Source organism: Pseudomonas sp. URMO17WK12:I7 (assembly GCF_003269045.1).
Lineage (GTDB): Bacteria > Pseudomonadota > Gammaproteobacteria > Pseudomonadales > Pseudomonadaceae > Aquipseudomonas > Aquipseudomonas putida_J.
Window position 1 is genome coordinate 224,822 of sequence record NZ_QLTL01000011.1, and the last position, 21,993, is coordinate 246,814.

The following is a 21,993-nucleotide window of genomic DNA, read 5'->3' on the forward strand; positions in this document are numbered from 1 at the left end:
TTGGCGCTATCCACGCTTAGATAACGATGTGCTCGGGGTAAATTTGCACGCTTTCGAATTGCTCTGAATTATCGTGCAGACGTAGTCTGAACTCTTCACGAAGGCAGATCTCCAACACTCTCTCATCAATCACTCTGTAGCTGGTCACGGAGACGTTCAGGAGCCTTTGGAAATTGCTGCTCGTCCAATTGGCGTCTTCATCCCAAGTTGCAATTAGCTCGTCGCCATGAAATACCTCTATCGGGCTCTGGACAGCGATGCAGCTGCCTGAGCCAAATAGAAACTGAACGTCGTATCGTCCCAGGCAAATCTGCCGTATTTCCTCTCCTAGGATACCTTCGATCTTCAGATCCTTGGCAAAGCCGTACATCTCATCACCTCCTGTGTGCTTCCCCGAGCCGATGAGTTCGGACTGGATCGCAAGCATAGCTACATTGAGGTGTGAACGGCAGCTTCGGGTCGAAAGCAGACAGTCACGACTGACCGCTATCGACCCATAGCGGCCATTCGACACCGGCAGTCATTGGCTGATTGGCCGCAAGGTTTCCCGGCAGGCCTATGAAGGCCTGGAAGCAACTGGCAAATGGCCTTGCCGGGAGGTTATGGCGTAGAGGCATGCAGATGTTCAGCTAAGGGGGTAATCAGACCGTTGGCAATGGCACTGGCTTCAAGCTTCGCATGCTCTGCGTTCAGAAAGACATAAGCGGCTTGAAGCTTGGCGATCTTCGCTTGAATTTCGACCATCTTGCTGGCAACTAAAGCTGCGCCTTGCGCGCAATCGATCTTATTGCCTCGCTTGGCTGCAAGAATTTCTCCAATCTCAGCGAGGGAAAAACCGCCACTCTGGGCGCTCTGAATAAAGGCCAGGTCAACAACCGTCTGATCGCTATAACTGCGGTAGTTGTTGGCTTGTCGTTGTGCCACGATAAGCCCGAGCTGTTCGTAATAGCGCAATGTATGCCGACCGACGCCACTGCGGCGCTCTAATTCTCCAACGTTCACACTAAAAACTCCTTGACTGTAGAGCGTGCTCTACACCTTAGCCTGCGCCCATTATCCAAACAAGGGATCAGGCATGAGCGTGGAATGCTTCGTCACAGGCGGCAGTGGATTTGTGGGGCAACATTTACTGGCCCGTCTTACTGCTGCAGGGTACAAGACCTGGGTGCTTATGCGCACCCCTGGCAACATTGAGCGTCTTAGAAAACAGGTAAGTCAACTGGGCGGTAATCCTGCCTATGTCCATGCCGTTGAGGGCGATATCAGCATAGACGGGCTTGGGCTCAGCGAAGCGGACAAGCAGTGCGTGTCTTCGACCTCTGTGATCTTCCACCTCGCGGCGGAGTTTTCCTGGGGGCTGACAATGGAGCGCGCCCAATCAGTCAATGTGCTTGGGGCGCTGAGGGTCGCCAAGCTTGCGGCGAGCCAGAGCATCCGATTGCTGATGGTGGGCGGCTTTATGCTGAAAAACCTTAACCACCTTGCCAGTATCGGTGTTGATATAGAGTGCCCTGAAAACACAAGTTGGCACAAAGTCTACGGACGTGTAGGTGGTTACGAAGGAAGCAAGATCGAGTCACATTTTGCAGTCATCCGTTATATGCAGGATGCGGGCGCGGACTACACGATCGTTCATCCTGCTACGGTGTGTGGCCACAGCGAGAGTGGGCACATACTGGAGGGACAACCTCTGGTCGCACTCATTCGAAATCTGGCACAAGGTCGGTTCAAAGCGGTCCCCGGTTCCCCCAAGCACTGGTTGCCATTAGTCAGCGTTGACTACCTGGTGGCGATGATGACCTATGTGGCGTTCGATCCCTCGATGGCCAACCGGCAGGCGCTGGCGCTCTATGAATACACATTGAGCCTGCAGGGGATGCTTGAGCAGATCGCAAAAACGCTGGAGGTCAAGGCGCCCCGCCGGCATGTACCGATAAGGTTGCTCAGGTGGCTTTTGACGATTCCCGGGCTGGCAGCACGATTTGCGATCAGCGACGAGTCATTGCACTTCATCCATACGCAGCGCTTCGACATGAGTGATAGCGAGCAATTGGAACGCAAGTATCAGTTAACTCATCCCGATATGGCGCGCACGTTGGAGAAGACGGTGCGCTACGTCAAGGATCAGTTTCTCCACTAAGGCAGGCCGGCCGTAATGGCTCAAGAAATACGTAAGACAGCGAGCTCGCGTTCGAAGCGCGTGGCCCTATGTCAGCAAGACCTCTCCGTACTCTAAAGACCCGTGACAAGGAATGTACTAATGCAATCCTATTTTGGCAAAGGCGTCCTCTTTGCACTCTGCGCCGCGGCCCTGAATGCGACAATCGGCGTACTTAGCAAGATGTTGATGAACAGTGGATTCAACTCCAGCAGCATCGCCTTAATTAAGACAGTTTTCGGCTGCCTGCTACTGTCAGTCCTGCTCCTGTTTTCCAAGCGACCCGCGACCACTGCCAAGTGGTTTCACGCAGCCATTTGTGCCTTTCTCGGAATTTTCGTGTTGTTCCACTTTGAAACCTCGGCCTATAGCCATTACGCGGCGGCGGGCGTCGTCGTCATTCTGATGGCGAGCGCCTCCCTATCGTCGATTCTCTTTGGACGCATGGTCCTTCATGACCCCATTACCGCCAACGCAATGGTTGGCGCCGGCTTGGCCATCGCCGGTATTACGGTGATTTTTGGCGCCGACCTGGGAGAAGGCTTCACGCTGCAAGGCGCAGTGCTTGCTTCGATTGGTGGATGTGGCTATGGGGCCTTTTCGGTTGCCATGAAAAGGATGGGGGTATCGGGAGGGCTGCATTTCACCCGACAATTGTTGTTCTTTGGCAGCCTGTACCTGCTGATGCCGGCTGCGGCCGATGGTTTCGTGACAGGAGAGCTGTCGCTGCTGGCGATCGCTGTACTACTGGCGCTGGCCACGCTGCCGACAGTCCTGGGTTTCTTCTGCACCACCAAGGCCATCGAGTATCTCAAACCATCACAAGTGCAGGCGCTGGAGCTGACCGAACCCCTGTTCGCCGCGCTGCTGGCATTTGTGGTGCTCAATGAGGTACCGCGCGAAAGCCTGTACGTGGGAGCGGCACTGATCATCATCGGACTGTGCTTCTCCAATGAACTAATCCGCTTGGGCGGCAAAGTATCTGCCCCTTCGACCGAGTGAGCTTTTTCGGACCCTGATAACTTCAACAATCAGTTATTTGAAGTGGCTCAAGAGGCTGGCCGTTGCTGGCCGAAAGTGGACATCCACCGGGCTACCCAACCTCCAGGTGCTGGCTATCGGCCGAGTTGCTGTCGAGTGACAGGGCAATGGTTGGTCGCTGCCAGGTGGTTTGCAGTGCCGGTGTTCGCGGCTAAACCTGCTCCCACGAAGTGGTCTGCCCCCGAAAAGTTGGACAGTTTTAGCCAGCGGCCTGAGTCTTGTAGCTGACAGGACTGTGCTTTTGCCGTCAAACGGCGAGAGTTGCTCGCTGGTCCTGCGCATGATTCGCTCGATGCGCACGCTCGGGAGCGTTAGTTACCGGTCGTAAATGGCTGCTTTCGACACAAAACGTCCGTTGGTGTATAGCGAGAGAAATGGCCGAGGCTGGTGTTTCACGCCCCCGCGCTTTAGGCTACTGCGGGCTCAAGGGAGCCCACTACCAAGCTGAACGCAATGACCTAAGGATCACAATATGGATATCAAATTGGCTCGGCTGGGTGCAGCCATGGGATTGGCCATGATTTTGGCAGCCTGCTCAGAGGAAAAAGTACCCGAGCCGACAGCAGACAACTGTGCTCCGGAGATGTACGAAAAGAATCTGGCGAGTTTGTCGAAAGAATCGAACCGTAACGAGTTCATCGCAAACTGCAAGAGTTTCATCGCCGCGAAGAAGATGACCGAATGGGAATTCAAGAAAAGCCCAGAAGACAATTTCTGAGCATCTAGCCTGACAAGCCACCTCGCCAATAAGGAGCCTACGGGCTCCTTATCCTTCGGATCGCGCTCAGCGGGTCTTTTGCCCAGAACCGCCGTTCTCGGATGGCTCCAGATCATCGCACTTATCGATTAGATCTTCCGTCTTCTTGCCATCTGGTAGATTCTCCCAGTACTCAGGAGTGCAATGCTCTTCTGACACTGAATAATCAGGCTCACCCGCCGCCATGGCGAAACCTGAAGCAAGCGCAGCGGTGAGAAAAATTACAGATTTGATTGTCATAGGTTCATTCCTTTGAGGTGGCCGGCTGTTATAGCAAAACTTCCTTCGGTTCACAAAAGCGTCTGTGCGTTGCCTTGGTGGTCTGCTATTGGGCGTGCCTGCATCCAAGGCCGCCCCCCCACCACCCCAGAGCAGGCGGCGTTCCATAGCTCTGGTCAGTACCGTTTACAGATGTCCGCTATGGGTCGCGAAGCCTGACCTTATTTAGGTTAACCAGGCAGCTGAAAATTAAATGCGCTACGCAGGGTCGCGATAACGTGATCTACAAAGGGGCCTGGTACCGGTGGCCGATAGCGCACAGTGCTGACCGCCTGCTTTCTACCCGCTGAGGATGAGTGCCCATTACGCTCATTTGCTCACACGAAAGATCCATTCACCCGAGCGCCGGCCTTTGTTGGGCGTTCAGGCAACACGGCGGCTTGCAGCTGTTGCCCTACCGGGTGGTCAAACGACAGGTTGCCGTTTATCAGGCGGTCTTCGACCATGCGCCCAGCATCGAGCACGACAACCCGCTGGCAAAAGTAGCGCACCAGACTGAGGTCATGGGTGATCAGAAGGAAGGCAGTGCCATGATCGCGACGCAGTGCTTCGAGGCGTTGCAGCAGTTGCAGTTGCAGCACACGATCCAGGTTGGATAGCGCCTCGTCGAGCACCACCAGTTTTGGTGAAATCGCCAACGCTCGTGCGATGCTGGCCCTTTGTAGCTGACCTCCGCTGAGTTGCTGTGGCAGGCGTTCTGCGTGCTCGGCACGCAGGCCCATTTGTTCAAGCAACTCAACGGCACGTGTGCGGCGGGCTGGCTGATCCAGATTGCTCAAGTGACGCAACGGCTCGGCAATGCTCCAGCCGATGCTGCGCTGCGGGTTAAATGCGCCTGGCGCGTCCTGGAACACCAACTGCACGGTGCGTTGGAATGCACGCGCTGATTCACCTCGTAGTTGGCTGACGGCTTGGCCGGCGAACGTCACCTCGCCCTGGCTCGGTTTTTCCAACCCGAGCAGCAGGCGGGCCAGCGTGCTTTTGCCACTGCCACTGCTGCCCAGCAAGCCGAGCGATTGGCCTGCCTGAAGCTCCAGATCTATACCGTCGAGGACCTGTAGCCAACCGCGTTTGTGCAGCAATCCGCCAGTGCGGTAGCGATGGCTCAATTGGTGGACATGTAGCAGGCTCATAATGGGCTTGCGCACAGGATTTGATGGGCTTCGAGCAGCGTGCGCGCGACGTCGCTGGTGGGGTTGCTGAACAGTGCATTCACCGGCTGCCGCTCGACAATCCGGCCAGCCTCCATCACCGCGACCTGATCGGCGCAGCGCGCTACCACGCCCATGTCGTGAGTTACCAGTAGCACGCCAAGGCCATGCCCCTCGACCAACTCCATGAGCAGATCGAGAAAGCGCGCTTGACTCAGCACATCCAGATCACTGGTGGGTTCGTCCGCCAGGAGAAACGGCGTTTCGGCCATTAACGCCAGGGCGATCATCATGCGTTGCAGCATGCCGCCGCTGAGCTGGAAGGCGAACGATTGCAGGACGCGGGTTTGATCTTCCAAGCCCACGACTTCCAAGCAATGGGCCATGCGCTCACGGGCACTGGTACCTGTCATGCCGCGCTGGCGAAGCGTTTCCAGCCCGTGGCTGGCCATGTTGCGTACCGGGTTGAAGGCGCTACGCGGGTTTTGCAGCACCAGGCTGGCCAGGCGGCCGCGCACTTGGGCTGCGTTCACCGGTTGGTCGTCGAGCAGCAACTGGCCCTGTGTGCGTAAAAGGCCTGCCGGCAAAAGGTCGAGCATGCCCAGGCAGCTCAGCGACTTGCCTGAACCACTGGCCCCGACCAGTGCACTGACTTCGCCGCGATGGAGTTGGAGATCGATGCCCTGCACCAATGCGCTGGCATGGCCCTCGATACGCAGGTCACGGACTTCCAGGGTAGATGGAGTCATCTAGTGGTGCTCCCGAGTCGGGTCAAGGCGGTCGCGCAGGGCATCGCCCAGCAGGTTGAAGGCCATTACCGAGAAGAAGATCATCAGCCCCGGCAACAGCAGCAACTGTGGGTGGGTCCAGATGAATTCCTTGGCGTCGTTGATCATCACGCCCCATTCGGCGGTCGGAGGCGTCACCCCCAGGCCCAGAAACGACAGGCCCGAGACGTGCATCATCATGTGCCCGATGTCCATGGTCGCCAGCACCAGCAGCGGGCCGGCGATGTTTGGCAATACATGCTGACGCAGGCGCGTCCAGCGCGAAGCGCCGGCCAAGCGCGAAGCCAGCACGTATTCGCGACCGCGCTGAGCAATCACCATGCCGCGCACCATGCGTGCATACCAGGCCCAATGGGACAACGCGATGGCGATGATCACGTTGGTCAGGCCGGTACCGAGCAGGGTAACGAAGAAGAACGCCAGCACCAGCGTCGGGAAGGTCATGAACATATCGCACAGACGCATCAGCAGCAGGTCGGTCCGCCCGCCGAGGAAGCCCGCAAGCCCACCCACGACAAGCCCAAGGGCCAACACCATTGCCAGCGTGAGCATCACGCTGCCCAGTGACAGTCGGGTGCCGACAATCAAGCGAGAGAGCAGGTCGCGGCCCAGGTGATCGGTGCCCAGCCAGTGGCGGGCGTCCGGAGGCATCAGACGCTGACTGAGGTCGACCAGGTCAGGGTCGTGCGGTGCCAGCCACTGGCCGAACACGGCCAGGACAATCAGAAGCCCCACGAGGATTATCCCGATAATCAGGCCAGTGTGGCCGGCCAGTGCCGGCCGACGAATTGTGGTGAGAACGGTCATGCGCTAGCGCCCTCCAGCCGGCTGCGCGGATCGAGCCAGGCGTAACACACGTCCACCACCAGGTTACAGACCATGAGCAGACCGGTCAGCAGCAGGGTAAAACACTGCATCACTGGAAAGTCTCGGTTGAGCACCGCCGAAACGGCGAAACGACCCACTCCGGGCCAGGCGAAGATGGTTTCGATCACCAGTACACCCCCTATCAACTCGCCCACATGCATGCCGGTGGCCGTGACAAATGGCAGCCAGGCGTTGCGAAGCACATGGTGGCGCCATACCCGGCGCTCGGGCAGGCCGCGGGCGCGGGCGTAGGTGACATGGCGCTGGCCGCTAACTTCGAGCAAGCTGGCGCGCAGCAGGCGGGCGTTTATCGACATCGACATCAGGGCAATGGCCAGCACCGGCATCACCAGGTGCCCGGCCGTGCCCCGTCCCAGCGGTGGTAACCAGCCCAGCCACAGCGAGAACAGCGCGATCAGCAAGAACGCCAGCCAGAAGTTGGGCATCGACACGCCCAGGAAGGTGACCGCTCGTACCGCATGATCGGGCCAGCGGCCCTGCCAACGTGCCGCCATCAGCCCTAGCGGAATCGACAGTAACAGCGTACAGGCCAGGGCCAAGCCGCCGAGTTGCAGGGTGGCGGGCAGGTAGTACAGCAGGTCATCGAGCACCGGCCGGCCCGTCAGGTAGGAAATACCGAAGTCCAGATGCAGGGCTTTCCACAGCCAGCTCAGGTACTGCGCGTGCAAGGGACGATCCAGGCCCAAGGTGTGGCGCACTTCGGTGATGGCCGCATCGGTCGGCGGGATGTGCGACAGGCGTAGATAATCCAGCGCCGGGTCCGTACTGCCCAGGTGCAACAGCACGAACACCAGCAGCGACACGCCTAACATCACTGGCACCAGCAACACCAGGCGCATCAGTATGTAGCGCAGCATGTCAGGGCTCCTGCTTCGGTGTCATGGCCTCGAACGGCACATCGAAAAGGGTGCTTCCAAACTGCACGTGGGCCACCGAATCACGCCGCACGCTGATGGCGGTAAGGTGCGAGATCGGCAGGTACACGGCCTGTTCGTGCAGGGTGGTGAGGATGAAACGGTACTGATCGGTACGTTTTTTCTCGTCGGTGCTGGCCAGCACCTGGCCGATGCGCTGATCGAGTTCGTCCTTGATCGCCAGGCCGCGCTGGGCCATGTAGTCGGCGTGGCCGGCATAACGCATGGAACTGACGAACGAATGCGGGTCGTAAGGGGCGCCCCAGGTGTCGGCGAAGATCATGCCGAAGTCACCGTCGCGCTGGCGGCGGACCAAGGCGCCTTCTTCCACGGCGCGCAGCTCGATATGGATACCGACCTTGGCTAGCTCGCCTTGCAGCACTTCGGCCAGGCTTTTTTGCAGGGCGCTGGTGCCGAGGAACACCAGTTCGATCGAAAGCGGCTCACCGTTTTTGCTGCGCACGGACGCACCGGGAGCGAGTGTCCAGCCCGCAGTCTCCAGTGCCTGCATCGCCTGAGCGGGATCGTACGGATAAGGCCTCAGGCCAATGTCTGCGTACGGCATGTTGCTAGCAAACAGTGTGTCAGCCTTTGGCTCCAGGCCGTAGAGGATCTTGTCGATGATCGCCTGCTTGTCCACCGCCTCGTTGATCGCCTGGCGCACCGCCAGGTCACGAGTGGCACCACGGCCAGTGTTCATGGCCAGCGTGCGCGTGGCCAAGGGGGCCGACAGCGCAGTGGCGTAGCCCTGGTCGCGCAGGCGTACGAAGGTGCCGGCAGTGATCTCGCCGGCGGCGCCCTGGATCAGCTCGACCTCGCCAGCCTGCAAAGCCAGGGCACGACTGTTGGGGTCGGGAATGACCTTGACCATGACCTCGCCATAGGCTGGCTTCGGCCCCCAGTACAGCGGATTGCGCACGAAGCGGTCGAACTCGCCCAGACGTGATTCGGCACGTACCCATGGCCCGGTACCTACGGGCTGCCCGGGCTTGGCAGCGGGCGCGCCGAAGCGCAGCGGGCGAACCTGGGCCAGCTCCATCAGGGTTGGGTAATAAGGGTGCTTGAGCACCAGGCGCAAGGTCAGGCGATCCGGAGCGTCTACGTGGTCTAGGGTGCTGACCAGCTCCATCCAGCGGTGGCGTTGGCTGTTGGCCAGGACCGCATCCAGGTTGGCCTTGGCGGCCGCAGCATCGAACGCAGTGCCATCGCTGAAGCGCACCCCGTCGCGCAGGATAAAGGTATAGGTCTTGCCGTCATCGGAAACCTTCCAACTGGTGGCCAGCCACGGCTCGACAGTACCGGAGTGGGTGTAGCGCACCAGCGGTTCGTACACCATCGCCTGGGCGTACATCTGATTCGGCGAGTAGCCACGCGGGTCAAGCGGGCCCGCGTTGACGGGCCAGGAGTACACCAGTGTCGGACCTGGGGCCTGGGTGTCGGCGGCTTCAGCGAAGGCGCTCGCCGCGAGGAAAAGGATGCCCCACAAGGCGGGCTTTCGTTTGCCTGGCTGCTGCTTCACACTGCGTCCCCCACTTCAACGGAGGGCGTAGGCTAATCAGCGGTGGGTATGATGTCTACGTAAAATCATCTTACTGGAAGTTACAAAATGCAACGGATCACCATCACGCTGGATGAAGAACTGCTGGATCTCATTGATCGGCGGGTGGAAGTGCAAGGTTATCAAGGGCGCTCGGAGGCCATTCGCGACCTGCTGCGCAGCGGCCTGCGCGAAGCCGAGGCGTTGCCCGACGATACGCCGTGCGTGGCGGTGGTCAGCTATTTGTACGACCACACCACCCGTGAGCTGCCCAAGCGCCTGAACCAGACCTTGCATGCCCACCATGACCTGACACGCTCGACATTGCACGTACACCTGGATGCCGGGCATTGCCTGGAAGTCTCGGTGTTACAGGGTGAACGTGGGCGTATTAGTGAGCTGTCGCGCCAGTTGATGGTCGAGCGGGGAGTGGAATATGGACAAGTACACGTGATCCCAGCACCACTGTCCCAGCGTCCGCTCTGCGACCATTAGATGAAGCGTTGTGAATCGCCCCTGGTGCCCTGGACACCTCCAAGCCCTTTAATGAGACCTGGAGGAATCTAGGAAACCAGGGGCGATTCAGTATCGATAGATTGAGCGAACGGAAACGCCAATTCGGCTAGCCAGTCGTTCAGCGGAGATTGGCTGATGGACACGAATCAGATTTACCAATTGAAATAAGCGATCAGCTTTACGCGCTAGGTGTGCCCAACTGAGAGTCCTTTGCAAGCTCGATGGCCGCGTTAATGGCGGCCCGAGCTTGGGGGCTATTCTTCCAGCAACTCGATCCCGCTGCTGCCGACGCCTGAGCCAGAATGTCACAAGCATTCGCTTTGCTGAGCACAGCTAGCGAGTCAATGCCCATCTGCTCAAGGCGAGCGATAACAGCCGGCCCTACGCCCTTTAGGGCCAACAAGGCATTATGCTCCGTCAGTGGAAATGGCATCCGTAAACTCCTGTTATCGGCCAATGAAACAACCGGAGTTTGCCCGACAGTAGAGGGCACCTCAATAGATGGACTTCATCGCCCTCAGCGTAAGCATCAGGAAGGTGGGTTTGGCAGACGCTTACGTTGCCCCTTCGAGCGTAACGACTGAATCGAACCCAGTTTCGTAGGCAACTCTAGTCGTTCGCTTTTGGCCGGTTGCCGCCTTTCGGGAAGGGCAGCTTTGGGTCGATAGCGGTCTGTCACGTACGGCAGCTTTCGACCCAAAGTGGCTGTTCCTAAATAGCCGCTCATAACGCGTCGAGTTGATCGGCAGCATGGCGCACTTTGTCCCTTCCAAACCCGATGGGTGCTTTAGGTAATGCCTGAAAAATCTTTCGGCGCTTTAGATGTCAGAGCGCTTAAAATGATCCCTGATAAGATCAGCAAGATCAGAAATAGGACTACTGGCATTATCCACCATCTGCAACCGCACCGCGAACTCGGGCAATGTCGGTAGCCCACAGTCCGGTAAAGACAGTATGAGTCCTTCGGGAGCGAGGCTTCGCAGCCAAGGCGTGACCGCAAGCCCACTGCGAACCATGGTCAATGTAGTATCGGCTGAGGTATTTTCGAACACCATCCTTCCGACAATACCTTCTTCGCCAAGACGCTGCAAAACGGTATCGCGAAAAGCACAATTCGCGGTCAGAAAGCACAGGGATAATGGCCTCTGTGCTGCTGTCGCCTCGTTGCCCAACCATACGAGTTGATCCACAGTCAGCCGTTCGCCCAATTCGACGTTGATCGGGCCTTGACTGAGTACCAGATCGAGTTTGCCGTCGGCGAACGCTTGGTCGAGATCCATCGAGGCAGCGCTGAAAATCTTTACCTCGGCCCTCGGAAAGGCATTACTAAAAGCCTTGAGCAAGGGGGCAAGCGGGGCTCCGGCCATATCGAAGGGGAGCCCAAGGCGCACCAAGGCAGCTGACTCCTCCCCAAACAGATCCGACACAAGCCAATAGCTGAGGATGAGTGTGCGGTCATGCTGATTGAAACGGATACCACACTTCACACCGGCGGCGAACGCTCGCCCATTACAGTCTCGATAGTTGATCAGTTATATCCAGCTTGACCCAATGACAGCGCCAAGGCTTTGGCGTTCGAGATCAAGGCATTCAACCAGAACTTAGTTATACGCATTCCATCATGCCGGGTGACCACTTCGATTCCTGATCGTCTACCCGTGAGAACAATCTCTTGGGTGAATGTTCATGGCCGCTAAGGGTCGATTGCGGTCAGTGGCAACAGGCTGCTTTCGACCCTTTGCAGCCATTCGAGGTACCAAACCAAGAGCGACTCAAGAATCATCCGCACGTGAGCGATTGTCATTTGCTCTTGACCCGTCGTTGCCCCCCACTAAAATAGCGATCCCAAATCAAGGAACGATTTCATGATCACCTGTCATGTCCGGTACATCATCGACCCCCATCAAATCAATGCGTTCGAACGCTATTCCCGCTCTTGGATTCCGGTAGTAACCCGAATGGGTGGCCAGCATCACGGCTACTTCCTACCGGCTGAAGGAGCAAATAACGTCGCGTATTGCCTCTTTAGCTTCTCCAGCCTTGCCGACTACGAACAGTATCGGCAAGAAGCCGCAGTCGATCCTGAATGTGTACGTTTGGTTGAGGAAGCGTCCGAATTGAAGTTCATCATGAGCTACGAGAGAACCTTCTTTCGCCCTTTGCTTGCGTGATGCTCAGGCAACCCCAGCGTCATGCGTATTGAGTCGGTCTGGCCTAACATCGTCACGTTCGTGCGAGTTTCAATGGATCGATCGCCAGCGCCCCCTATGCGTGGCTGCGCTACGCACTGCAACTGTTGCCGCATGCGTCAACAGTTTGTGACTTCGAAACGTTGTTGCCGTGGAACTGTAAGCCAGTCATGCCACTGGTAAGCTAAGACCTCAACTTGTAGGCAGGTCGGGTTGATAAATTGGTTCGATTTTTTCAAGTAAGGACACAAGCATGACCAAGTGCAAACTCATCCTGCCCCTGCTGGCGGCTGCGGCAATGGCGGGCTGTGTAACCACCGAGCACATGCCGGACGGGACCAACAAGATTCGCTTTTCGGACGAGGCTGTCAGTTCGCTTACTTCGATGATGCCCAATGCCCTTGTGACCGGGCTTGCGGGAGGGGCCGGTGGGGGGGTGGTCAACCTTATTCCCACTATAAGTCCGTTGGGGACCGGTGAGCCACTGTACCTCAACGGGCAGTTCGAGCTGCAATGCGCATCTGCTTTGCTTTACAGCGCAAAGTCTGGTCGGCCGCTGGAAGCGCAGATTAGTAATAAATGCCGCTCCAGCTACTTCTTGCGCCAGGAGCAGCTCAGGATGGCGGGCAAGCCCTATGATCGCGGGGCGCCAGCTTATGAGCCGTCCAATCCGCCAAATGAATACTGGGCCAAAGTGGTGGGTCGCACGGTAAGCCAGTTGGCGGCTACGGATAAGTTCACTGCCCGGTTTGCCGGGTATCCGCAGATCGAGAACGGTGGCGGTATCACGATTGCCGTACGTTTGCTGGGGGAAACCCAAGGGACTTACGCTGCATTGGCGACCACGCCAGCGCGTACGCCGGTTGTTCTGGATGATGCGCAGTTCGAGCTGGGAATGCGCCAGCGTGCGGCTAGTGTCAGCAACCAGGTCGTGGATGCTATCGCGTGCGATGCGGTGCTTGCATACAGCAAGACCGTGGACAAGGGGCCTAGGCCATCGAGCATTGATGCCAGTGCATACACGCGGTATGAGGTGTTGTTCACGGTTGCATCCATGGGGTGCAAGGACAGCACCCGGCAGTTCAAGACTGCTTCGCGATAGCGCGTGAATTCACCTGCCTTTGTCGGTTGTGTGCCTGCATTTTTGGCTAGGGCTTCATGTTCCAGATGTCGTCTGCGGCTGACTCGATGATCCCTGTGGGGGGTATATCGGCAGCGTTCAGCCAGTCTTGGCTGACGTCAGCCTGCTGTGCGGCACGTTCGTGGGCAAACTCGCGAGCCAGGATGGAGCCCTCGACCGACGTTACGAGCGCTGGGTAAGCCTGGCCACACTCGCCCAGCAAGGAGTGCATGTGTTCAACTGCTCTTTGTCGGCATTCATTTTCATGAGCTGAACTGCTCTGGAGCCCTTCATGCAAGATGATGAAAATACCTGCCACGACTTAGATGCCAAGATGGAATTGCCGGATGGCGTTTTTCCGCCGATGTCTGGCTATACCCACGAAGATCTGACTGCGGTTGCCCAGATTGCTACCCAGGCTTTCCTGGAAACACAGGGCGTTGACCCTGGCCTGATTCGCGAAACCATCATTTCACTGATCTCTCATCTGTACGCCAAGTTCGAAGAGCAGGGTGTCGAGTTCCAGATCGCGACGTGGTATCAGAAACCGTATGACAACCTGGACAGGCGTAAGCGCAGCGTCACCAGCATGGCTGAAGAGTTCGGAGTGCTTGCACTGCATGCCTCGGCGGACGCTTTGCGAGGATCGCCACTCATGACCAGGGGGCGTGAGTTCTGGGAACCACTCATCGACCAGGCCGGGTTTGCAATACGTGATCACATTCTGAAGTTGAATGCGGACTGATCCGACGTATGTTCATAGGGAAATGGCATGAATGATTCATTGCACGTCACGGTGCACTTCGATGGTACTGGCAGCAACAAGGGCATGGCCAGCCCAAGGCTACCCACACCAATGTTGCCCGATTCCGAGCGCTGTACGACGCTGACATTCATCCGCCACCCTGTGCCAGACTTCGCCGGTGGGCATGCTAACGACAGGCGGATCAAAGGAGGTGACAGATGGATCACAACTGGGGTGCGGGCAGGCGCGGTGGCGGCCTGGATGGCGGTTATATCGGGTCGCTGGACCATGCGATCTCCAACTTGCATGTCGGGCGCAGCCAGGGGCAGCAAGAAGGGCGCAAGGAGGGCTTCGATGAAGGGCATTCCCAAGGCTACTCGCAAGGCTGGGATGCGGGGGCGGCGTGCGCCAATGAAAAATTGGAGCCGCTGAGGGGGCATCTCCGGCAGTATTTCGAGGAGGCAGTGCAGCTCAGGGCCGTTGTAGAGCGCCAGGAGACAATGATTGACCTGATGTACCAACAACTCTCCCAAGTCGCGAAAGCGGGCAAGTGCGCCGAGGGCGGACAGACGACTGGAATGTCAAAAGCGTTTGAGGCATTGCAGAGCACCAATGACCTGTTGCAGGCAAGGGTTGAGGTCATGGATGAGCATTATGCAGCAGCGCTCGAGCAATCCAGGCTTCGAGACCAGCAGTACAAGCGCAGCTTGGTGTTCATGCAGGCAGTGCAAGGAGTTCTTGAAGAACTTGTCGCCAACGATGCCCCCGAGGCACTGCACATCCGGCAGCGTTTTGTTGAGCGTTACCAGGATCAGGTTGCCCAGGGTTTACGAGGCGGGGATATCCAGATTGCCCCGGAACTGGACGAGGTGTTCCAGAAACTATTGCCCGAAACCCAGCAATTCATTTTGAGGATGCAGCATTCCGTCGCCCCGGGGCAGGATGCTGACGGCCCCTAACCAATGCTTCAGGCCCTCAGGCAGGGGCAGCACTTATCGAGGGTCTTCGGGAGCCTGACACGTGCCTTCTATCACGCCGTGCCGCGGCGTGGAGAAATCACAGCTCTCGCCTTCATGGCGACTGGCGCACGAACGCTAGGCAGAGACTGGCTGTCGACGCTCCCAATACAACACCTTGATGCGATTGCGAGCTTTATTGAGGAAGACGAACCGTAGGGCAGGCAGTTTTTGGTGATTTGGTGTTGTATTGTAGCCTCTGTTGAATGTCCGCAATGGGTCGGTTGCTGCCATTTCGTGCAACACGACCTGCTCAGTTTCCGGCCACCCCGCCATGGAAGTAAACATCGCCCCCGCTTCTCGCCTCTCCACCTCCAGCAATTGCATGATCGATTCCCCAGGCCTGAGCCATTAGACGGCCACATGCCTTTGAACATGGGCAACGTCGCAGGCCGTGCTGACGGTGTTCGCCCAGAGCATGATGGCAACCGCTGAACCCGCCTACCCTGCCCCCCTGTCAAAGGCGTAATCCTTGAAAACTAATCACCCGATGCCATGGGAGCACTGTACTTGCCTATCGACTTCAGACCCGCGCAAGCCTCAGACGCGCGCGATATTGCACGCTTCTTTCAACTGACATCGGAGGGCATGGCCGATTACATATGGAGCAAGCTTGCCGCACCTGGTGAAGCATTGCTGAGTGTCGGTGCTTCTCGCTATGCCAGGGAACAGGGCGACTTCTCCTACAAGAACTGCCTGATGGCCACTTTCGAAGGGCGCGTCATCGGCATGATGCATAGCTATGCCTTGCACGAGACCCCTGACAGGCCTGTCGAGTCAGACCCTGTCCTTGCGCCCTATTCCGACATGGAAATACCCGACACCTTGTACCTATCCAGCCTGGCCCTGGATGAAGCCTGGCGCAGCCAAGGGTTGGGCGTGCAGTTTCTTCGCCACGCCCAGCAACGTGCTGAGGACGCTGGCCTGAATGGGCTATGCCTGATCGATTATGCAGAAAACCACGGTGCACGCCGCTTCTACGAACGCCACGGTTTTCAGATTGTTAAAACCTGCCAGATCGTTCCGCACCCGATGCTGGGCGTAACCGGTGAAGCCTATTTGATGTATCGCCCTATCTAAAACGTGCTCGAGAAAAAACCATGAACAACAAACTGACCGTGTTCCGCGAACTGGATATCCAACCGGTGCGTGACCTTCCCTTTTTTGAAGAGGTCTTGGAAGGCACCCCTCATACGCTGACGTCCAAGTACTACCACGATGAACAGCAAGGTCGTATTTCCGGAGAATGGGAAGCCAGCACCGGAGCGTGGCGCATCGACTACACAGTTTGGGAGTTCTGCCATGTGCTGAGTGGAACCTGCGTCATCGAGCTCGAGGGTTGCCCCCCCGTCACACTGGCCACTGGCGACACGTTCATTATCGAGCCGGGCGCCAAGGGCAAATGGACCGTGCTGGAAGACATGAAAAAGAACTTCGTGATCCTCTTGCCCGCGAACTAGTCACCGGGTCGCGTTTCATCGCGCGCAGCGCAAAGCCAGGTTGCAGCCTTGCCTGCTGGTTGCGCGGCTCCCACAGGTACAGCGCAGGTTTTAGGCCTTCATAGCAGGTCGGGGAATACTGGATCTGTTCAGCTTCTACGACCTTTCACCTGCCGCCGTGCACCGTGTGCGCACCTTCGAGTTGCAGCGCAGCCTCGTCGCCAACGGGTTTGGCGTGGCGCTGATCCATACCCCCATTTGGTGACCGTAGCGATGATGGCCAAGCGCTGGTCTGCCGGCCGACCGAGGGAAAACTGCCAACCCATAGCATCGTGCTGGCGCATGACCAGCGCTCTCCGCTGACGCCTTCAGCCGAGGCGTTCAAGGCGGTGGCGGTGGCGGTGGCGGTGGCGGTGGCATGGTTCGCGGAACGACCGTCGTTTGCATCCGCGTGAACGCAGGTGACCTGAGCCGCTCATAAATCGCACAACAGTTCGGTAATCGCACAAATTCCACTCCGCCCTCTCTACTGTTGCCCTGTCTTGCGGCACGCTATAGGCAAGTCAGCACACAACGCCAAGCGCTGAATGGCCCCACCGCGTCCGCACGCGGCCAGGTCGACAAACCATACTCCAGGAAGAACCAGGAGCTCGCTGTGATCAATAAAACGTTTGAGTCCATCGCCAGCGCGGTGGAAGGGATTACCGACGGCTCGACCATCATGGTCGGCGGTTTCGGCACTGCCGGCATGCCTTCGGAACTCATTGATGGCCTGATCGCCACCGGTGCCCGCGACCTGACCATCATCAGCAACAACGCCGGCAACGGCGAGATCGGCCTGGCCGCTCTGCTGATGGCGGGCAGCGTGCGCAAGGTAATCTGCTCCTTCCCGCGCCAGTCTGACTCATACGTCTTCGACGAACTGTACCGGGCCGGCAAGATCGAACTGGAAGTCGTGCCGCAGGGCAACCTGGCCGAGCGTATCCGCGCGGCGGGCTCAGGGATCGGTGCATTCTTCTCGCCGACCGGCTACGGCACGCTGCTGGCCGAGGGCAAGGAAACCCGTGAGATCGACGGCCGCCAGTACGTGCTGGAAATGCCGCTGCACGCTGACTTCGCGCTGATCAAGGCGCACAAGGGCGACCGCTGGGGCAACCTGACCTACCGCAAGGCCGCCCGCAACTTCGGCCCGATCATGGCCATGGCCGCCAAGACCGCCATCGCCCAGGTCGACCAGATCGTCGAGCTCGGTGAACTGGACCCGGAACACATCATCACCCCGGGTATTTTCGTCCAGCGTGTGGTTGCCGTCTCCGGCGCTGCCGCTTCTTCGATCGCCAACGCTGTCTGAGGCCTGCCATGACCATCACCAAAAAGCTTTCCCGCACCGAGATGGCCCAGCGCGTGGCCGCAGACATCCAGGAAGGCGCATACGTCAACCTGGGCATCGGCGCACCGACCCTGGTGGCCAACTACCTGGGCGACAAGGAAGTGTTCCTGCACAGCGAAAACGGCCTGCTGGGCATGGGCCCGAGCCCGGCCCCGGGCGAGGAAGACGATGACCTGATCAACGCCGGCAAGCAGCACGTTACCCTGCTTACCGGGGGTGCCTTCTTCCACCACGCCGACTCGTTCTCGATGATGCGTGGCGGCCACCTGGACATCGCCGTACTGGGCGCCTTCCAGGTGTCGGTCAAGGGCGACCTGGCCAACTGGCACACCGGTGCCGAGGGTTCGATCCCCGCCGTGGGCGGCGCGATGGACCTGGCCACCGGCGCCCGCCAGGTGTTCGTGATGATGGACCACCTGACCAAGTCTGGCGAAAGCAAGCTGGTGCCCGAGTGCACCTACCCGCTGACCGGCATCGGTTGCGTCAGCCGTATCTACACCGACCTGGCCGTGCTGGAAGTGACCGCCGATGGCCTGAAAGTGATAGAGATCTGCGCAGACATCGACTTCGACGCGCTGCAGAAACTCAGTGGTGTGCCGCTGAGTCAGTGACGTGCAGCGGTGGGTCGTTATCGCCGGATTCAGGGCGTGATGGCCTAAAGGTGTTCGACGTTGAATAGACAGCGGCTGTTAGACCGAGCGCCGCCCGCGCGGCGCATCGCGAATAAATTCGCTCCTACATTTGTTGCAACGTACCGAACCTGTTATGCCATGGTTGCCAGCCCCGGCGCATGCCCTGAGCCTTGCAGGCAGGCTGGAAACCATGGCCTGTCAGGCATGGCCACGTTGCAACAAATGTAGGAGCGAATTTATTCGCGATGCGCCGCGCGGGCGGCGCTCGATTTCACAGGCACTGCACAACTGTCGACGAACACCTGGTAGCCGTAATGCGTTCTCAGACCTGGCCTTTCGCAGCCCCCATGCCTATCTCTGCGCCCTCCATCAAGGCCTTGGCCATCGCCCATCAACGCCGAAGCCTGCTCGCGGGCGAGCTGGCAAGGGAACTGGTTCGACACGGAACAGCAAGCGATGCTGCGAATCTCAGGTCGAGCACGTGCTGTTTCACAATCCGGCGGACTTCTTCGCCAGGGTGCCCCCAACTCTGACTGCCAACCCAATGCCATGGGTGACATGGGTTCACTCATGCCTTGAAAAGTGATCGTTTGAGTCGATCAAATCGCTGAAATCTAATGGTTGGAAACCAACAAGAAGCTCGCACGGAAGCGATCAGCGACAGAGATAACTACAAGATGACTCCAACGTTCTCGTTAATCGTCCTGGGCACCGCGATACTCCTGATCGTGGTGATGATCAGCAAGCTCAAGGTCCACCCCTTCCTCGCCCTGCTGGCTGCAAGCCTGGTGGTAGGCATCGGCACCGGCATGCCGCCTACGGCCATGGTTGCTGCTTTCGAAAAGGGCATGGGCAGCACCCTCGGCTTTCTCGCCGGCATCATCGGCCTGGGCAGCATCCTGGGCAAACTGCTCGAAGAATCGGGCGGAGCCAAACGCATCGCCACCACGCTATTGAACCTGCTGGGCGAACGCAACGCGTCATGGGCAATGATGCTGGTGGGCTTCATTGCCGGCATCCCGGTGTTCTTCGAAGTCGGCTTCGTGTTGCTGATTCCGCTGATTTACGTGGTCGCCCGGCAAACCCGTATCAGCATGCTGTACCTCGGCGTGCCGCTGGCTACCTCGCTGATGGTGGTGCACTGCATCCTGCCACCGCACCCGGCTGCCACGGCAATTACCGGCATGCTCAATGCCGATATCGGCACTGTCATCCTCTACGGCCTGATCGTTGGTCTGCCCACTGCCATCATCGCCGGCCCGATCTGGGTACGCTTTGCCTGCAACCGCGACGCGACACCCACGCAACAGGCCTTCCTTGCCGCACGCAGCGAGGCCCAGGCCGACGACCAACCGCTACCACCCTTCGGCATCACGCTCGCCACGGTGCTGCTGCCGCTGCTGCTCATGGTCGCGAAGACCTTGGCAGTCACCGTGCTGGCCAAAGGCACCCCGCTCTACGAATGGGTGGCCTTTATTGGCAACCCGCTGATCGCCCTGGCGCTGTCGGTCGTGTTCGCCTACTGGGCGCTGGGCCTGCGTCGCGGCCTGGACATGTCGCAATTGCTCAATCTGACCCAGCGCTGCTTCCCGCCCCTGGCCGGCATCTTGCTGATCATCGGTGCCGGTGGCGCCTTCAACGACATGCTGGTGGGTAGCGGCATCGGCAAGGCACTGGCTGACGTGCTCAACCAGACCCAGCTCAACCCGATCATCCTCGCTTGGCTGATCGCCGGGATCATGCACTTTGCGGTCGGTTCGGCCACGGTGGCCATGATCAGCGCAGCGGGCATGGTAATGCCGATGCTTGGCCAGCACCCCGAATACAACCGAGAAATCCTGGTGATCGCCATCGGTGCCGGGGCCATTGGCTGGACGCACATTACCGATTCGGCGTTCTGGGTTGTGAAGGAATACCTCGGCCTTTCGCTGAGCGATGCGCTGAAGAAATTTACCGCAGCTACTGTGCTGGCCTCGGTGATCGCCTTGTGCCTGACCCTGCTGCTTTCGAAAATTGTCTGATCTACTGTGCAAAGACTGCGCTACAGGTGAAATCATGATTCACGGAAAAACCTTGCAAGCCTGGCAACAAAGCCACCCGATCATTGCCGACCTGGTCGCCCTGAAGGAAACCAGCTGGTTCAACCCTGGTATTGCCAAGGCGTCAGCAGCACTGAGCGACGTGGGCCTGACCGCTGAAGATGTGCAGGCCACGAGCCAGCGGCTGCAGAGGTTCGCGCCCTACCTCGCCACTGTGTTCCCCGAAACGGCAGCCAGCGGCGGGGTTATCGAGTCCCATATCGCCCCACTGCCGCAGCTTCGCCAGCTGCTTGTCGAAGAAGGATCATTGCAGAACGCTGGTAGCCTGTGGCTCAAGGCAGACAGCGACCTGCCCATTTCAGGCTCCATCAAGGCCCGTGGCGGCATACATGAGGTGCTCAAGCACGCCGAGGATCTGGCGTTGGCAGCCGGCCTGATCACGCCCTGCGATGATTACGCGGTACTGGCCAGCGAGCAGGCGCGCGGGTTCTTCAGCCAGTACAAGATCGCCGTGGGTTCGACCGGTAACCTGGGCTTGTCGATCGGCATCATGAGCGCGAAGCTGGGCTTCCAGGTGAGCGTGCACATGTCATCCGACGCCAGGCAGTGGAAAAAGGACAAGCTGCGCGCCAACGGCGTAACGGTGGTTGAACACGCCTCGGACTACAGCGTTGCCGTCGAGCAGGGCCGCCAGCAGTCAGCGTCCGACCCCAGCTGCTATTTCGTTGACGATGAGAACTCTGCGCAACTCTTTCTGGGCTATGCCGTGGCCGCCGAGCGCCTGGCCCGGCAATTCGACCAGGCCGGCATCAAGGTGGACGCCGATCATCCACTGTTTGTCTACCTGCCCTGTGGTGTTGGCGGCGGCCCTGGCGGCGTCGCCTTCGGCTTGAAGCTGGTTTTCGGTGATGCAGTGCACTGCGTTTTCGCCGAGCCCACCCACTCGCCCTGCATGCTGCTGGGCGTGTACACCGGCCTGCACGACGAAACCAGCGTGCAAGACTTCGGTATCGACAACATCACCGCCGCCGACGGCCTGGCAGTCGGACGCCCGTCCGGGTTCGTCGGCAAAGCCATGCAGCGGCTGATTGACGGCTACTACACCGTGACCGACGAAGAGCTGTACCGCCTGATGGTGGTTGCCTTCGAACAGGACAAGGTCAAGCTGGAGCCCTCTGCGCTGGCCGGCGTACCCGGGATGGCTCGGGTGCTACAGGCAAGCGACTATCTGGCTCGCCTGGGCTACTGCGCGGCCCAACTGCAGCAGGCTACCCACCTCGTCTGGGGTACAGGTGGCAGCATGGTGCCGGACGATGAGTTCAACGCATACCTGGCGAAAGGGCGAAGCCTTCCAGCTACGGTGTAACAGCAGTAGATGAACTGCGCAGAAGGAT

At 58.8% G+C, this 21,993-nt stretch carries 27 protein-coding genes; 14 read left to right on the top strand and 13 right to left on the bottom strand.

Annotation, left to right across the window (positions count from 1 at the left end; genetic code table 11):
- Nucleotides 1–16: 16 nt before the first annotated feature.
- Both H040_RS17045 and H040_RS17050 read right to left on the bottom strand, forming a co-directional pair.
- Nucleotides 17–370 (bottom strand): hypothetical protein, encoded by a 354-nt coding sequence (locus H040_RS17045; RefSeq protein WP_027916896.1) that lies wholly within the window; start codon nt 368–370, stop codon nt 17–19.
- Between the two features lie 230 nt (nt 371–600).
- A complete protein-coding gene (locus tag H040_RS17050) occupies nt 601–1,002 on the bottom strand; it encodes a MerR family transcriptional regulator (protein ID WP_027916897.1) in 402 nt (133 codons plus the stop codon).
- A gap of 73 nt (nt 1,003–1,075) precedes the next feature.
- Here H040_RS17050 and H040_RS17055 point away from each other — a divergent pair, with 73 nt between their 5' ends.
- The 3 genes from H040_RS17055 to trbK all read left to right on the top strand — a co-directional run bounded on the left by H040_RS17055 (nt 1,076) and on the right by trbK (nt 3,917).
- Complete coding sequence (locus H040_RS17055) at nt 1,076–2,140, top strand: SDR family oxidoreductase (protein ID WP_027916898.1); 1,065 nt, start codon at nt 1,076–1,078, stop codon at nt 2,138–2,140.
- 120 nt (nt 2,141–2,260) lie between these two features.
- On the top strand, nt 2,261–3,160 hold the full coding sequence (locus H040_RS17060) for a DMT family transporter (RefSeq protein WP_027916899.1): 900 nt from the start codon (nt 2,261–2,263) through the stop codon (nt 3,158–3,160).
- A 511-nt stretch (nt 3,161–3,671) separates the two neighbouring features.
- Nucleotides 3,672–3,917: an entry exclusion lipoprotein TrbK gene (trbK, locus tag H040_RS17065; protein WP_050437157.1), complete on the top strand. Its 246-nt coding sequence runs from the start codon at nt 3,672–3,674 to the stop codon at nt 3,915–3,917.
- A 66-nt stretch (nt 3,918–3,983) separates the two neighbouring features.
- Here the strand turns inward: trbK and H040_RS17070 are convergent, their stop codons facing one another.
- The 6 genes from H040_RS17070 to nikA form a co-directional block, all read right to left on the bottom strand.
- On the bottom strand, nt 3,984–4,196 hold the full coding sequence (locus H040_RS17070; RefSeq protein WP_033695893.1) for a hypothetical protein: 213 nt from the start codon (nt 4,194–4,196) through the stop codon (nt 3,984–3,986).
- Nucleotides 4,197–4,552: 356 nt separating this feature from the next.
- Nucleotides 4,553–5,368 carry a nickel import ATP-binding protein NikE gene (gene nikE, locus H040_RS17075; RefSeq protein ID WP_027916901.1) on the bottom strand — a complete coding sequence of 272 codons (816 nt, stop codon included), beginning with the start codon at nt 5,366–5,368 and terminating at the stop codon, nt 4,553–4,555.
- The gene (gene nikD / locus H040_RS17080) at nt 5,365–6,135 is read right to left on the bottom strand and encodes a nickel import ATP-binding protein NikD (RefSeq protein WP_027916902.1); all 771 of its coding nucleotides are present in this window, start codon (nt 6,133–6,135) and stop codon (nt 5,365–5,367) included. The genes nikE and nikD overlap by 4 nt, the downstream gene beginning before the upstream one ends.
- Nucleotides 6,136–6,981 carry a nickel ABC transporter permease subunit NikC gene (gene nikC, locus H040_RS17085; protein WP_027916903.1) on the bottom strand — a complete coding sequence of 282 codons (846 nt, stop codon included), beginning with the start codon at nt 6,979–6,981 and terminating at the stop codon, nt 6,136–6,138.
- Nucleotides 6,978–7,919, bottom strand: coding sequence for a nickel ABC transporter permease subunit NikB (gene nikB / locus H040_RS17090; RefSeq protein WP_027916904.1), 942 nt, complete (start codon nt 7,917–7,919; stop codon nt 6,978–6,980). Before nikB ends, nikC begins: the two co-directional genes overlap by 4 nt.
- Before the next feature lies 1 nt (nt 7,920).
- Nucleotides 7,921–9,495 carry a nickel ABC transporter substrate-binding protein gene (nikA, locus tag H040_RS17095; RefSeq protein ID WP_027916905.1) on the bottom strand — a complete coding sequence of 525 codons (1,575 nt, stop codon included), beginning with the start codon at nt 9,493–9,495 and terminating at the stop codon, nt 7,921–7,923.
- Nucleotides 9,496–9,582: 87 nt separating this feature from the next.
- Between nikA and nikR the strand changes: the two genes are divergently transcribed.
- Entirely contained in the window at nt 9,583–10,008 is a 426-nt protein-coding gene (gene nikR / locus H040_RS17100; RefSeq protein ID WP_027916906.1) for a nickel-responsive transcriptional regulator NikR, read from the top strand.
- Between the two features lie 87 nt (nt 10,009–10,095).
- Here the strand turns inward: nikR and H040_RS27800 are convergent, their stop codons facing one another.
- The 3 genes from H040_RS27800 to H040_RS17115 all read right to left on the bottom strand — a co-directional run bounded on the left by H040_RS27800 (nt 10,096) and on the right by H040_RS17115 (nt 11,420).
- Nucleotides 10,096–10,245 (bottom strand): HTH domain-containing protein, encoded by a 150-nt coding sequence (locus H040_RS27800; protein WP_256208007.1) that lies wholly within the window; start codon nt 10,243–10,245, stop codon nt 10,096–10,098.
- On the bottom strand, nt 10,208–10,462 hold the full coding sequence (locus tag H040_RS27805) for a hypothetical protein (RefSeq protein ID WP_027916907.1): 255 nt from the start codon (nt 10,460–10,462) through the stop codon (nt 10,208–10,210). The genes H040_RS27800 and H040_RS27805 overlap by 38 nt, the downstream gene beginning before the upstream one ends.
- Before the next feature lie 385 nt (nt 10,463–10,847).
- Nucleotides 10,848–11,420 carry a LysR substrate-binding domain-containing protein gene (locus H040_RS17115; RefSeq protein WP_256208010.1) on the bottom strand — a complete coding sequence of 191 codons (573 nt, stop codon included), beginning with the start codon at nt 11,418–11,420 and terminating at the stop codon, nt 10,848–10,850.
- A gap of 474 nt (nt 11,421–11,894) precedes the next feature.
- Here H040_RS17115 and H040_RS17125 point away from each other — a divergent pair, with 474 nt between their 5' ends.
- Together H040_RS17125 and H040_RS17130 are read left to right on the top strand one after the other, a co-directional pair.
- On the top strand, nt 11,895–12,200 hold the full coding sequence (locus H040_RS17125) for an NIPSNAP family protein (RefSeq protein ID WP_027916908.1): 306 nt from the start codon (nt 11,895–11,897) through the stop codon (nt 12,198–12,200).
- Between the two features lie 271 nt (nt 12,201–12,471).
- A complete protein-coding gene (locus tag H040_RS17130) occupies nt 12,472–13,320 on the top strand; it encodes a hypothetical protein (protein WP_027916909.1) in 849 nt (282 codons plus the stop codon).
- Nucleotides 13,321–13,366: 46 nt separating this feature from the next.
- Here H040_RS17130 and H040_RS17135 read toward each other — a convergent pair whose 3' ends face one another.
- Nucleotides 13,367–13,570: a hypothetical protein gene (locus tag H040_RS17135; RefSeq protein ID WP_256208008.1), complete on the bottom strand. Its 204-nt coding sequence runs from the start codon at nt 13,568–13,570 to the stop codon at nt 13,367–13,369.
- 60 nt (nt 13,571–13,630) lie between these two features.
- Between H040_RS17135 and H040_RS17140 the strand changes: the two genes are divergently transcribed.
- Both H040_RS17140 and H040_RS17145 read left to right on the top strand, forming a co-directional pair.
- Nucleotides 13,631–14,083 carry a hypothetical protein gene (locus H040_RS17140; protein ID WP_027916910.1) on the top strand — a complete coding sequence of 151 codons (453 nt, stop codon included), beginning with the start codon at nt 13,631–13,633 and terminating at the stop codon, nt 14,081–14,083.
- Between the two features lie 218 nt (nt 14,084–14,301).
- Nucleotides 14,302–15,042, top strand: coding sequence for a hypothetical protein (locus H040_RS17145; RefSeq protein WP_027916911.1), 741 nt, complete (start codon nt 14,302–14,304; stop codon nt 15,040–15,042).
- Nucleotides 15,043–15,177: 135 nt separating this feature from the next.
- Here H040_RS17145 and H040_RS27505 read toward each other — a convergent pair whose 3' ends face one another.
- Nucleotides 15,178–15,426 (bottom strand): hypothetical protein, encoded by a 249-nt coding sequence (locus tag H040_RS27505; protein WP_177326663.1) that lies wholly within the window; start codon nt 15,424–15,426, stop codon nt 15,178–15,180.
- A gap of 168 nt (nt 15,427–15,594) precedes the next feature.
- Here H040_RS27505 and H040_RS17150 point away from each other — a divergent pair, with 168 nt between their 5' ends.
- The 6 genes from H040_RS17150 (at nt 15,595) to H040_RS17180 (ending at nt 21,965) form a co-directional block, all read left to right on the top strand.
- Nucleotides 15,595–16,179, top strand: coding sequence for a GNAT family N-acetyltransferase (locus H040_RS17150; RefSeq protein WP_027916913.1), 585 nt, complete (start codon nt 15,595–15,597; stop codon nt 16,177–16,179).
- A gap of 20 nt (nt 16,180–16,199) precedes the next feature.
- Complete coding sequence (locus H040_RS17155; RefSeq protein ID WP_027916914.1) at nt 16,200–16,559, top strand: cupin domain-containing protein; 360 nt, start codon at nt 16,200–16,202, stop codon at nt 16,557–16,559.
- Nucleotides 16,560–17,193: 634 nt separating this feature from the next.
- Nucleotides 17,194–17,889, top strand: a complete 696-nt coding sequence (locus tag H040_RS17165; RefSeq protein WP_027916915.1) for a 3-oxoacid CoA-transferase subunit A — start codon at nt 17,194–17,196, stop codon at nt 17,887–17,889.
- Between the two features lie 8 nt (nt 17,890–17,897).
- Nucleotides 17,898–18,539: a 3-oxoacid CoA-transferase subunit B gene (locus H040_RS17170; RefSeq protein WP_027916916.1), complete on the top strand. Its 642-nt coding sequence runs from the start codon at nt 17,898–17,900 to the stop codon at nt 18,537–18,539.
- Nucleotides 18,540–19,237: 698 nt separating this feature from the next.
- Complete coding sequence (locus tag H040_RS17175; RefSeq protein WP_027916917.1) at nt 19,238–20,581, top strand: GntT/GntP/DsdX family permease; 1,344 nt, start codon at nt 19,238–19,240, stop codon at nt 20,579–20,581.
- Between the two features lie 34 nt (nt 20,582–20,615).
- A complete protein-coding gene (locus H040_RS17180) occupies nt 20,616–21,965 on the top strand; it encodes a D-serine ammonia-lyase (protein ID WP_027916918.1) in 1,350 nt (449 codons plus the stop codon).
- Nucleotides 21,966–21,993 lie beyond the last annotated feature (28 nt).